This is a genomic window from Candidatus Nitrotoga sp. BS (assembly GCF_927797785.1).
Lineage (GTDB): Bacteria > Pseudomonadota > Gammaproteobacteria > Burkholderiales > Gallionellaceae > Nitrotoga.
Genome location: NZ_CAKMLL010000070.1, coordinates 29,296 through 41,529 on the forward strand (window position 1 = coordinate 29,296; position 12,234 = coordinate 41,529).

10 protein-coding genes are annotated in these 12,234 nt (G+C 45.7%); 7 read left to right on the forward strand and 3 right to left on the reverse strand.

What is annotated here, in order from left to right:
- Positions 1-263: 263 nt before the first annotated feature.
- Positions 264-1,808 (reverse strand): bifunctional aminoglycoside phosphotransferase/ATP-binding protein, encoded by a 1,545-nt coding sequence (locus tag MJ769_RS09175; RefSeq protein WP_239236615.1) that lies wholly within the window; start codon positions 1,806-1,808, stop codon positions 264-266.
- Between the two features lie 783 nt (positions 1,809-2,591).
- On the opposite strand from MJ769_RS09175, the gene MJ769_RS09180 reads away from it, so the two are divergent.
- Positions 2,592-2,936 (forward strand): hypothetical protein, encoded by a 345-nt coding sequence (locus MJ769_RS09180; RefSeq protein ID WP_239236623.1) that lies wholly within the window; start codon positions 2,592-2,594, stop codon positions 2,934-2,936.
- Here the strand turns inward: MJ769_RS09180 and MJ769_RS09185 are convergent.
- Entirely contained in the window at positions 2,913-3,401 is a 489-nt protein-coding gene (locus tag MJ769_RS09185; RefSeq protein WP_239236625.1) for a cytochrome c, read from the reverse strand. The two genes, MJ769_RS09180 and MJ769_RS09185, sit on opposite strands and share 24 nt — an antisense overlap.
- Positions 3,402-4,778: 1,377 nt before the next feature.
- Here MJ769_RS09185 and tadA point away from each other — a divergent pair.
- The 3 genes from tadA to MJ769_RS09200 all read left to right on the forward strand — a co-directional run bounded on the left by tadA (position 4,779) and on the right by MJ769_RS09200 (position 6,343).
- Complete coding sequence (gene tadA / locus MJ769_RS09190; RefSeq protein ID WP_239236627.1) at positions 4,779-5,258, forward strand: tRNA adenosine(34) deaminase TadA; 480 nt, start codon at positions 4,779-4,781, stop codon at positions 5,256-5,258.
- Positions 5,259-5,384: 126 nt separating this feature from the next.
- The gene (locus tag MJ769_RS09195; RefSeq protein ID WP_239236663.1) at positions 5,385-5,864 is read left to right on the forward strand and encodes a L,D-transpeptidase; all 480 of its coding nucleotides are present in this window, start codon (positions 5,385-5,387) and stop codon (positions 5,862-5,864) included.
- A gap of 104 nt (positions 5,865-5,968) precedes the next feature.
- Positions 5,969-6,343 (forward strand): GNAT family N-acetyltransferase, encoded by a 375-nt coding sequence (locus MJ769_RS09200; RefSeq protein WP_239236665.1) that lies wholly within the window; start codon positions 5,969-5,971, stop codon positions 6,341-6,343.
- A gap of 260 nt (positions 6,344-6,603) precedes the next feature.
- Here the strand turns inward: MJ769_RS09200 and ygfZ are convergent, their stop codons facing one another.
- Positions 6,604-7,674 (reverse strand): CAF17-like 4Fe-4S cluster assembly/insertion protein YgfZ, encoded by a 1,071-nt coding sequence (gene ygfZ, locus MJ769_RS09205; protein ID WP_239236628.1) that lies wholly within the window; start codon positions 7,672-7,674, stop codon positions 6,604-6,606.
- A 78-nt stretch (positions 7,675-7,752) separates the two neighbouring features.
- Here ygfZ and MJ769_RS09210 point away from each other — a divergent pair, with 78 nt between their 5' ends.
- The 3 genes from MJ769_RS09210 to MJ769_RS09220 all read left to right on the forward strand — a co-directional run bounded on the left by MJ769_RS09210 (position 7,753) and on the right by MJ769_RS09220 (position 12,192).
- Positions 7,753-9,891, forward strand: coding sequence for an ABC transporter substrate-binding protein (locus tag MJ769_RS09210; protein WP_239236630.1), 2,139 nt, complete (start codon positions 7,753-7,755; stop codon positions 9,889-9,891).
- 232 nt (positions 9,892-10,123) lie between these two features.
- Positions 10,124-10,519 (forward strand): hypothetical protein, encoded by a 396-nt coding sequence (locus MJ769_RS09215; RefSeq protein ID WP_239236632.1) that lies wholly within the window; start codon positions 10,124-10,126, stop codon positions 10,517-10,519.
- 695 nt (positions 10,520-11,214) lie between these two features.
- Positions 11,215-12,192, forward strand: a complete 978-nt coding sequence (locus MJ769_RS09220; RefSeq protein WP_239236634.1) for an ABC transporter permease — start codon at positions 11,215-11,217, stop codon at positions 12,190-12,192.
- Positions 12,193-12,234: the final 42 nt, after the last annotated feature.

Genomic DNA, 12,234 nt, shown 5'->3' on the forward strand with positions numbered 1-12,234 from the left:
TCTCCCGCATCTTGCCTCAAGTACGGAGTTGCATCAATCACAGCGCTGATAATATCTCCCTTCGACACGCTTGGGGCGAGTGGCGTAATGTATTCAACTCTCTACGCCATTCGCCGCCCTTCGGCAGCGGGCTAGCCCGACGATTAAGCTGTGCTTCGATTCTATATCGATTGTCAAAGCTACACCTGAAAACAAAGATGCCACTTATTGCTGAGAGATAAAATCCGGGTTGGTCATGTCGCCTATCTCATGACGGGTTAATTTTAAATTAGATTGGTCGATTCAGTCGTTCCAGAAATTTGTGTCACCACATCTAGCTCGTCTGCACTCAATACCTGAGCAGTTTCGATCTGGTGTTGCAGGACATGCAAATTAGCCTCCGAAGCGTCTTTCCCCTGTTCCGCACGGTGGCGGATGCGTTCGCGTAGGGTGGCGGGGTCCACCTCTATATCCAGTATTCGAAAACACACACCGAGCCGTTGTGCAGTTTTTCTTAATAAGTCCCGTTGCCAGCATGCGAGGAAAGCAGCATCGACAATCACCGGATAGCCAGCACATAGCAATTTTTCCGCTAGACGCGCCAAGTGGGTATATGTGCGGAAGGTAGCTTCCTCCGAATAAAGTACTTCTCCTATTTCACTGCAACTACGTGCCAGAGCGTCTAAACCGGCCAGACGCTTGCGTTCGATATCGGAACGCAGGCGGATCATTCCTTTATCTTGCAGCATTAATTGTGTGAGCGTGGTTTTACCGGAACCGGACAGACCGTGCGTAATACAGAGTTGAACCGGTATATTTTGAGACAGATTCTCGGCTAGTTGCAAAAAAGAACTCACTTCGGCGCTGCTAGTTTCGGTATTGCCGTCATCCGAGTGCTTGGCGCGTAGAGCAGCGATTTTTGCGCGCACCAATGCGCGATACACGGCGTAATAACGCAACAGCGCCAGGCCATCATAGTCGCCACTGACCTCCAGCCAGGCATTGAGAAAACGCATGGCTAAATCACGATGCTGGCGATGCAGCAAATCCATAAAACAAAAGGCAACTTCCGAGATGACATCAATCCAGCGCAAGGATGAATTAAATTCTATGCAGTCGAAAATCAGTAACTGTCCGTTCACCCAGGCCAGATTGCCCAAATGCAGATCGCCATGGCACTCACGGATCCAGCCATCGCGCTTGCGTTCGCGCATCAATGGTGTGAGTCGGCTGTGTTCAGCAATACTCCAGCATTGCAACTCAGCCAAACCTTGTTTTTCTGCTTTAACCGTCAATACTCCGTCCAGGAGTTGAAAATTTTCTACGACTGATTGTGCTATCGCGTCCGGCTCACCCCACGGACTATGTACGGAGGCACGGGCACATTCAGTAAGGTGGAAATGTGCCAACCGCCCGGCGAGTTGGTCTATATGTTCAGCAGCCAGTTTACCGCGGTCATCAATAGAATCAAGGGTTGAACCGCAAGGAAACTGGCGCATTTTCACGGCATATTCGATGATCTTGCCTTGGCCGTTGATATGCGGAGCGTCCGTGTTGCCGGTGATTGCAACCACGTCAATATAAGTCTCTGCTGCCAGCCGACAGTTCAAACGTACCTCGTCGGCACAAGCTTGCTGCCGTTGCTCCAGCGTGCTGAAATTCAGAAAACCAAGATTCAACGGTTTTTTTAGCTTGTAAGCATACTTTCCAGTGAGTAATACCCAGGAAATATGCGTTTCAATCAACTGTATCTTTTCAACTGCGTGGTCATAGCAGGCCGGGCTGATCAGCGCACGAATAAGAGTTGGCAGATTCTCTAATTTACTCATCGTCTATACAGTAGGGAGCTATTTAATTGTTCAGATTTCGTTTTATCTGCAATGGCCAAACTGCTAAGTACCTGTGTCTTGATGAGGGCTAGGTTTTCAGTGGGAGCCGGAAAAATTCTTGCCATTATGAGTGTGGGTGAGGCGAAATTCGGATTCTTTTTGGGATATCAACAATAAAAATTGGCATCGATCGGAATGCGGCGGTTCTATGCATTTTAATTTGCTCGGTCGGATTTTCTATCCTTGCTTTTGAGGCGTATGCAACAAATAAACAGGGTCAGTATATGACACTTCGAACTTTACAACGCGGCCATGCGGGAATGTGCAATATCCTGATGTCAGTACAGAACGCGCTGATAATAGCCAAGCTGACTACCGAATAAGGGTAAGTCGTGTGTGCGATGCGAGGCCATGGTCTGAATAGTTTGTAGAATCAGCCTGCTGTGTTGATAAAGATGGGCAGTACAAAAATTAAGCTAAACATTAACAAAAGTGCTTGACATTATGCTGGTTGCCCACAGGATGGATAAGTATTTGGCAACCAGATGTATTGTATCGTTTTTATTTGAATGATAAACTAAGTGATTGTTTTTATTTAAATTAAAATATGCCTATGAAATGAGCAGCTAGATAAAACTGTATGTAATATGAATAGTTAGCCTGGTTTTATTAAAAACACTCACAATGTTATCCACAGTTTATGTGGACAATAAAATACTTAATTAAATCCATTTGATTCGTTGGCGGGTTCAAGTTCGAAGTGCAACACGGCTTGCAACAGGCATGTACGGTGTAATGCAAGGTGCTGCGCGCATTGGACGCCCACGCACGGCGCGCCAAGCAGCCAAGGAAGAGCTGGCGCGAGTCACGCTTGAAGGGACTCCTGAGGGCGCGATAATGGATCAAGCCGCATCGGACCGTATCTTTTCTATAGCCCCTCATTTTACCGAGAAGCTCGAAGACATCGCCGACCTGTATTTCGATCCTCCCGCTAGATCTTTTTTGGACGTCAATAATCACTTTCCCTTTATGTCAATCGGAGCACCGTTCGCGGCATACTGTCGCGACTTACAGTACCCTGCGAGGTTGAAAGTCTCTTCGGCGTCAATTGAATCGCTGGTTAGTTAGCGGTAAAGTTGTAGGCCTTTGAATTGATATAAAATCATACCCATAAGTAGTGTGGCAAGCGTTACATGCATTGGACACTCCATCAAACGATTTTTTGAATGCAGCTTTATCTTTTGCCTCGATTGCTTGCTCCAACTTACTAATGGGATCCGATGTGATTAGGGCAATCATTTCTGCAATTGGTTTACCCTTAAAGTCTGGTTGATATTTTTTAGCATCCTCAAATCCTTCTAAGATCTCATCAAGCTCATATTTCGCCAACCTCCAATTACGGGCTAACCCTGCGTACCAAAGTTTTGCATGGCGAATTTGTATTCCTACCATTATCTCGCCAATGCCTGGGGTGTATGTTTGACTAACATCGGGCAACTTTTGTTTCGCACCTGCTGTTTCATCATGGGACGCTTGTGCCAAATTTGTGTATAACAGTAAAAACACCGATAAAACTTTAAGAAAAAAATTCATTCAGTACTCCATCGCGATTGATAAATTAAATTTTATGACTCTTCAGACGCATGACTCATCACCAAATTTTCGATACACATTGTAATTCTATGTAGCAGTTTTATGCCACCTTGTTTTCTTTCATAGAGTTTTGGCTGGGCAACAGCCGTTCTGCGTTGGAAGCTGTTGGGCGAGCCCCCTTGGTTTCTCGCATACCGTTTGCCCCGGACGCGCCGCGTCGCGAAAGTTAGCAAAAGCACCGGGTGGCGGGTACAAAAATCAGAGTTTGAGTGCGGAGTTCGCGAGGTAATTGAACCAAGCCCGGAAATCGGCCGAAGATTACGCCAGGCTGTAATTTATAAAATTATTTATAAATTTAGTGACTTGATAGAATACGTTACTCACAGGTAAGAGCAAGCTGTGGAGCGTATGGTATATTGCATTCGTAAGTTAGTAGATCAATATATCTAAAAACTCTGGCCTTCTGGGGTTACAGATTCAAACTCATCGCTATAGTGTACAAACCGTTTCTTCCCTCCGGCAGAAGGATGATCGTTTCTTGATCTATAGGTGGCTGCCCGATTCAAGGAGAGGCATGGTTAATTATAGGCATAAAATTCAGTTTCCTGCTATCGAAGTACATGATTTGCGGCAGGATGAGACGTTTTTTTATTTACTTGAGTAAAGAGAATAAAAGAAAAATACGATTCCACGACTACGATGACATTTATAAAGTTCCGGGGTTGTACGAGCAGTAGTTTTACGACAGTTAAAATGCCAATCCCCTGCAAAAGTAGCAGAAGTCCTCAGTTCTTCAATCGCACAGTCTCAGCAAAACTTCTCTGAGCTTCGCGTGTTGTATCTCGGTGCCGGTAATGGGATATTGGATGAGGAATTAAAGAAATATGGTGTTTCACGAATTGTCGGTGTCGATATCCTTCCTGAAGCGTTTTCCGCATCTGAAAGAGATCGGCCTGGCGTCTATGACGCTTACTATGTTGAAGATTTCTGTAATTTAAATGACGATAAACGAAATGAAATTGCATCGTGCTAATTAAATTGTTTGGTAACCGTTGCTGCTCTCGGTTTTGGCGATATTCCACCTAAATCCTTTATCACATGACGCGCTATAGGCATCGTCTTTCAATAAAAGGCGAGCTGCTATACTACTATGCAATTGCTGGGCGAAAAAATGCAGATATACCACAGAGTTTCTTAAGCCAATTTGGCTATGAAGCCTGAGTATCAATTCATTTCAGGCGGTGTTTATCAAACGAATTGTTGCCTGAATGTTTTTGTTCACGCTGCTATTTTGTGCTCTAAACCCCCCTTCGTTTGTTCGTTATTAACAAACTGTTTTTACACGAATTCTCATAATTTTTTAGATATATCCCTGTGATGAGAAACGACGATGATTACATGCGCGTCGCACTTGCGCTGGCGAGACAAGCCGAGCTATCTGGAGAGGTTCCGGTGGGTGCCGTCGTGGTGAAAGATGGCGTTATCATAGGGCGTGGAAGCAATGCGCCGATCAGCCGCCATGATCCTTCAGCGCATGCCGAGTTGCTAGCTCTGCGGGAGGCGGCGCAACATCTGGGAAATTATCGCCTGATTGGTTGTGAACTATTCGTTACACTGGAGCCTTGCGTGATGTGTGTAGGTGCAATGTTCCATGCACGCATTGCACGTGTGGTGTTTGGAGCAAATGATTTAAAGACAGGTGCGTGTGGCAGCGTACTTAATCTGTTTGCCGAGCAGCGTTTGAACCATCACGCTGAAACGACTGCCGGGGTGCTTGCGAAAGAGTGTGGGCAAGTGTTGAGTGATTTTTTTGCCGCGCGTCGCGCGCAACAACAAAAAAATGATTCTGTGAAGTAACCATTTTTAAAAGCAGTAAGGAATGAGTCGCGCAAATTCAATATCTTTTTCCTGCTTTCCTCTCACACAATTTATCCATTTAAAAAATGGGAGACTATTTTTTTCAACGACTTGTAAGGGTATATGATAAAAATTAACATTCATATCGCCACGCAGACACTTGAGTTACTCGACGATGCAGGCGCGCTGTTGCATCGTTATCCGGTTTCTACAGCTGCTAATGGAGTCGGTGAAAAATTCGGCAGTTATTGCACGCCGCGCGGAAAGCACAGTATCCGCGCCAAAATTGGTGCAAGCCAGCCGCTCAATACCGTGTTTGTTAGACGCCGTCCTACCGGTGAAATTTATACGCCGGAACTTGGTGTGCAGTATCCGGGCCGTGACTGGATACTGACGCGCATATTGTGGTTGTCTGGTAGTGAAATCGGTTTTAACCGCTTGGGTACCTGTGACACTATGCGCCGCTATATATATATTCACGGTACGCCGGATAGTACGAAACTTAATCAACCTGGTTCAAAGGGCTGTGTGCGCATGCGCAACGCCGACCTTGTGGAGCTGTTCGACCTTGTTTTGGTACATACCGAAGTTTACATTGGCATGTGATCTGCAGTGTTTATCTTGTTGCTAGATAATGAGGGACTAATATAAGCAATTTTTTTAGCGTACAACTGCTTACTTGGCATAAAGGCCAAACTTTATTGCGCGAGGTGCGCGAAGCCGTATTCATGGATGAGCAGGGCGTTTCTGCCGAGATGGAATGGGACGGGCTGGATGGAGTCTGTTATCACGCGCTGGCTTTAAGTTCCACTGGTGATGCGATTGGGTGCGGGCGCATTTCTCCTGATGGCCATATTGGACGCATAGCTGTGTTGTCAGCATGGCGTGGCAAGCGGGTCGGTAGTTCATTGCTGGAGTCTCTGCTCGGTTATGCGCGCAGTCAGCATTATTCACAGGTGGATCTAGGCGCTCAGATGCATGCTGTGCCGTTTTATCAGCGTTTTAACTTTATAGCGGTTGGCGAGATTTTCATCGACGCCAATATGCCACACATCAAGATGCAGCTAAGCTTAAAAAATTCCTAAAACATGCCTGTAAGGCACCTCTAAAAATCCAATTTTTGCGTGCAGGCGCTTTGCGGCTTGGTTGCTCACATTGTTTCGCCACAATTCGGTACTTTTCGCAAAAAATTAGCGCTTACATATTAACTATAATGTTGCGCTAAAATTTTTTACTTGTGCCTTGTCTTGCCTCCCAGCCTGAATTTTTAGAGGCACCTTTCACATTTTTTGATTCATAAAATTAATGTTGTCCGTTTTTTTATAGTCAAATAGATGACAGGCTGCTAGTAGATCGGATAAGGCAATCTCAAGAATCGTAGCGCAGCGCCTTGCAGAGATTTCCAATGTACAGTTTGGTCTTTGTGGCTGCTGATTTGCACCACAGCAAGCATGTCGTAACCGCCGTCCGCGGCAGGTGAGACGTTGACTATCATGCCGCTGGCCTGTCCTTCCATATCCGCGCTGAAGAGTTCGTCACCGGGTTGTGGAGGGGTGTCGCTTTCGATATGCGCAAGATACATGCGACGTTTGAGTTTACCGAGATATTGCATGCGCGCCACAATTTCCTGGCCGGGATAGCAACCCTTTTTGAAGTTCACTGCACCAACCAGCTCCATGTTCGCCATTTGCGGCACGAATTGCTCTTGGGTAGCCGGCAGAATCACCGGAATACCATCATGGATCGTGAGCAAGTCCCAGCATGGTGATCCAACTGGGCGTCCGGTGACGACGAGTTTTTGCCATAGCCCGGATGCGTGCTCGATAGTTGTGTTGATTTGAAAACGTTGTTCTCCGAGACGAATGACACCAGTGTCATTGTGTGCCGATACGCGATTGCCTACTTCTTCTGCTCCCCAAGATTCTGCCGGAACCGAGCCCAGGCATTCCCGCAACTGCTCCTCCGAACCCTCTCCGGCACAACCAAAGCTTAGCTGTCGATCGCTCACATCCTCAATTTTTACTTTGGCACGCAGGATGTATTTAGATAGGCGTTGCTGAATGTCAGCACACAAACTAAGCGGCAGTTGCAGGAAAAAAGCCTTGTCTATGTCATCAAGTACGCCTTTTCGCCAGATAAGGATGCTTGCCAGCATTCGCCCTTTTGGATTGCTAAGACTGCTGAATTGGGCATGCCACGGGGTGACTTCACGAATATCGCTGCTAAGCAGGTTTTGTAGGAAAGTTTCAGCATCCTCACCAGAAACTTTGAGTACGCTAAATTGGCTTAAATAGCACAGTACCATGCCATTTTGTGCGGCAGCGAGTTCGCCTTGCCCAGCACCAAAATATTGCACTATGCCATCTTTTATTTCAGCACCTTGTTCCCGTAAAAAATCTTGCCAAGTCGAATTCATCCTGCTGCCCATTCGTTAAGTATAAAAACAATTGCAACTTTACCACGAATAGCGGTATTTCGGATAAACTCTCTTGCCATGAAATACGTATATTACTTACCGCTGCTCCTAATGCTTGTGGCCTGCGACGGCGGTTTGTGGAACAATCCTTACCCAGTAAGTGATCAAGGTAAATCGATTTATTATTCTGCTTTTACGGAACGGCCTAAACATCTTGATCCGGCGTCTGCATATAGCGAAAATGAATATATATTCCTTGCGCAGATATATCAGCCGCCGCTGCAATATCACTTCCTGAAGCGTCCATACACACTGGTGCCGCAGGCAGCCAGTGAAATGCCGACAGTGAGTTATCTGGACAAAGATAATCAATTGTTACCAGCCGATGCGCCTGCCGAGAAGGTGGCTTTCAGTGTTTACGAAATTCATTTGCGTAGTGGTTTGAATTACCAGCCGCATCCGGCTTTTGCACGCAATGCCAAAGGCGAATTGGAATATCATGCGCTTGCGAGCAATGATTTACTCAATATTCATGCACTGAATGATTTCCCGCATAGTGGCACGCGGGAAGTGAGAGCGGAAGATTATGTATATCAGATAAAACGGCTAGCTCACCCGAACATTCATTCGCCAATTGTAGGACTTATGGTGGATTACATCGTTGGTCTTAAAGAATACATTGCAACTTTGCAGCTTGCTAAAAAAAAGAGCCCCAATACTTTCCTTGATCTCCACGACTATCCGCTGGAAGGTGCACAGATAGTGGACGACCGCACTTACCGTATCAAGATTTACGGTAAGTATCCGCAGTTTTCTTATTGGTTGGCGATGACATTTTTTTCGCCCATGCCGGTGGAGGCTGAACGCTTTTATGCGCAGGAAGGAATGTCCGAGCGCAATCTGATTCTGGATTGGTGGCCTGTGGGTAGTGGGCCATATTATCTGTCGGAAAACAATCCCAATCAGCGCATGGTGCTGACGCACAATCCGCATTTCTCTGGCGAAGTTTATCCGGCGGAAGGTGAGGCTGGGGATAAAGAAGCTGGGTTGCTGGTTGATGCGGGTAAACCTCTACCTTTAATCAGCAAAGTAGTGTTTAGCCTAGAGAAGGAAACCATTCCCTACTGGAATAAATTTCTGCAAGGATATTATGATGCTGCTGGCATCAGTTCCGATAGTTTTGATCAGGCGGTACAGGTGAGTGTAGGTGGTGAGACTAACGTTACAAACGAGATGAAAGTGCAAGGCATTAAGCTTTCAACATCGGTAGCCACCTCCACTATGTATATGGGTTTCAACTGGCTCGATCCGGTTGTGGGCGGAGCGAGTGAACGTGCTACCAAGTTACGGCGTGCCATTTCCATCGCGGTGGATTTCGAGGAGTTTATTTCCATTTTTGCTAACGGCCGTGGCATTAGCGCGCAATCACCTATTCCGCCTGGCATTTTCGGTTACCGCGAAGGCGAGGCCGGTATCAACCATTACGTGTATGACTGGGTCAACGGCGCACCTCAACGTAAGTCAATTAATGAGGCGAAAAAATTGCTGGCCGAAGCTGGCTACCCCGATGGTTTGGATGAAAAAACAAAACAGCCGCTGATTATCTATCTTGATACTACCGCCACCGGTGTTGGAAGCAAGTCGCGGCTGGACTGGCTACGCAAGCAACTCGATAAACTTAATTTACAACTGGTGGCGCGCAGTACTGACTACAACCGCTTCCAGGATAAGCTACGCAAAGGTGATACACAGCTATTTTATTTTGGCTGGAACGCTGACTATCCCGACCCGGAGAATTTTTTATTTTTGCTACACGGTGCGCAAAGCAAGGTCGTAAAGGGCGGTGAGAACGCATCGAATTACAATAGCCCGGAATATGACCGTCTGTTTGAGCAAATGAAAAACATGGAAAACAGCCCAGTGCGCCAGGAAATAATTGATAAAATGTTGGAAATTTTGCGCCGCGATTCACCATGGATATGGGGACAGCATCCTAAGGATTATGTGCTGCGCAATGCTTGGTTGAACAATAGCAAGCCCAATAAAATGGCAAATAATAATATTAAATATTTACGTATAGATGCAGCGCAACGTGATGAACTGCGTAACCGCTGGAATCAGCCGAAGCTGTGGCCATTATGGTTGATTGGTATCGGACTTGCCTTACTGGGCTGGTGGCTACGGCGAGCATTGTTGCAGCGTGAAGAAGCGCGATGATTTTTTCGGGTATTTCCCCACTGCTTGTGGCAAGGTTGGCGGTAGACAAGAGTTTGAAGAGTGGTGTAGATATCCCCTAGCTTGCTATGGGGGGTGCTTTAATTTTAGATTAAGTGTTAAAGTGAAAGGCAGTTTAATAAGTGTGCTTAATGAAACGTTAAGGTTTTTTAGATAAACATGCGGGTGTGCGGTAACACTTTTTTTGCCGCAATTCTTTAAAGAAAGGGCAGTTTTGAATACTTTTAAAAAAACAGCATCTGGGGTCGCGTTGGTAGCAATATTGGCTGGTGTACCAATTATTAGCCATGCTTACCCTGCGAATCCAGAGGAATGCAAGGCAGCAGAAGGAATATGGATAGATTTTAAAACTACACCTCCTGATGGCTGGTGCCGTGGTCCTAAAGCAACACTTCTAGGCCCTATAATGGTCTGTGCATTGGTTAAGGGGATTGAACGGAAAATAGATTCGGAAATGGTGTGCTTCCCACGTGATGCAGCTAGACTGAAACTGTTGCAGGAGCATGACGTTTCAGCCAATGCTAATGAAAATAAAGAAAGCAAAATGGACGCTAAGCCAGAAAAAAGTAATGGCTCAACTTCACAAAGTTATTACCAAACATCCAAGTGAATTCTTAGTATTAATCGTGTTTATCTAATCAGTAGTAACTCATTGATCAGTGATCATGCTGCTGGCTTATTTGTGCGTTAAACAGGTGCTAAAAATGAGCCAGCTTAGGTTTTTGCTCAATGATCAGTGATGAATTTTTTGTCTTGATCGTAGGACTGAATAAGCAGAGGTTTGTAATTATCATTGAAAGCTGTCGAGTGCAGATTTTATGAACAATGTAGCCTCCTGAACTGAAGTAAATTCCTCTGGAGTACATGTTTCAGTAGATGTAAAATTAATTGCTGAGTTAGTACCGCACACTAAACCAATCTGCAAGCCAGATTGATCAGAATGGAAGCAGATTAACTATGTGGTGCCTTGCACATGGGAATGTTCGATCAAGCCATCTCGGTCGATGGATGATAGAGGGAGTGCTTAATACCTTGCCGTGCTGAGACATCCAACCTGTGCAATATTCTGCACTAATGCTTGCTTTTTTTCGCCAACAATTGAGCAACTACCACCATGCTTGGTGCAACAGAAAAACTCAAAGTACTATCAACAGTTAACGGCTAAACCATGAAATGTTGTTTTCAGGGATAACATCTGTAAATTTAAAATTTGTGGCTCATTTTCTCGGGCAAACTATAGATACATCATGTACCGTCTCTTCTAATCTATTCTGGTATACAAGCGTTTCCTACAGTTACCCCTAAATGATCGCTTACCTTATCCGTCGCATTCTGTATGCTATCCCGATTTTGATCGGTGTAAATCTGCTCACCTTTTCTCTTTTTTTCGTGGTAAATACTGCAGACGATATGGCGCGGATGCAATTGGGTATGAAGCGTGTGACGCCTGAAGCGATTGAAAAGTGGAAGCAGCAGCATGGTTATGACAAACCGCTGCTATTTAATGCTTCTGCAGAGGGTGCGAAAAAAATTAGCGATACGATTTTTTTTCAGAAGTCAGCCAGGATGTTTGTATTTGATTTTGGTTCATCCAACGACGGGCGTAATGTTGCACGTGAAATCCAGACCCGTATGATGCCCAGTCTCGCCATCGCGCTGCCGACTTTTCTTATTGGCCTGCTCATTTACATTACTTTCGCGTTGCTGATGACATTGTTCAGAGCGACTGCGCTGGATATGCTAGGCGTGTCGCTTTGTGTTTTGCTGATGTCCATCTCCGGTCTGTTTTACATTATTGGCGGTCAGTTCGTGGCGAGTAAATTGTGGCACTGGGTACCGATCTCGGGTTATGCGGGCGGTATAGACAGTATCAAGTTTGTACTATTACCTGTGTTGATTGGTGTAATGGGTAGTGTCGGTGCCAGTAGCCGTTGGTATCGAACGATTTTTTTGGAAGAGATAGGTAAGGACTACGTGCGAACCGCTCGCGCCAAAGGCTTGTCGGAATTACGCGTGTTATTCCGGCATGTACTGAAGAATGCAATGATCCCGATTTTAACTGGTGTGGTGGTAGTCATTCCGCTGCTGTTCATGGGCAGCTTGCTGACCGAATCATTCTTCGGTATCCCCGGTCTGGGCAGTTACACAATAGACGCAATCAATGCACAGGACTTTGGTGTGGTGCGTGCCATGGTATTTCTTGGTTCGATGTTGTATATAACTGGTTTAGTTTTGACCGATATTTCATATACCATCGTTGACCCGCGTGTGAGATTGCAATGAGTGCCGTTACAAGGGATGAGGAAATAGCCGATGTTCTATCTT